Genomic DNA, 263 nt, shown 5'->3' with positions numbered 1-263 from the left:
GGTGTTGTCGGCGACCACATCACCAACGACAACACGCTGACGCTGACGGGCTCGGCCGTCGCCGGCAGCACCGTGAAGGTGCTTGACGGTTCGACGGTGCTGGGGACCGTGACGGCGAACTCGAGCGGCGCCTGGACGCTGACCACGGCCGCGCTCTCCGACGGCGGTCACTCGCTGATGGCGACGGCGACGACCTCGGGCGGCACCAGCGTTGCGTCGACGGCCCTGGCCGTCACGATCGATACGCACGCGCCGGGTGTGCC

At 70.7% G+C, this 263-nt stretch carries 1 protein-coding gene; it reads left to right on the top strand.

Annotated elements, in window-relative coordinates; translation table 11 throughout:
* Window positions 1-263, top strand: a 263-nt coding sequence (locus tag AC0L3U_RS39560) for an Ig-like domain-containing protein (RefSeq protein ID WP_473295856.1), incomplete at both ends; no start/stop codon positions are given.

The sequence above is a fragment of the Bradyrhizobium sp. Kon69 genome (assembly GCF_055807515.1).
This window is presented reverse-complemented; position numbering and strand designations above follow the sequence as displayed.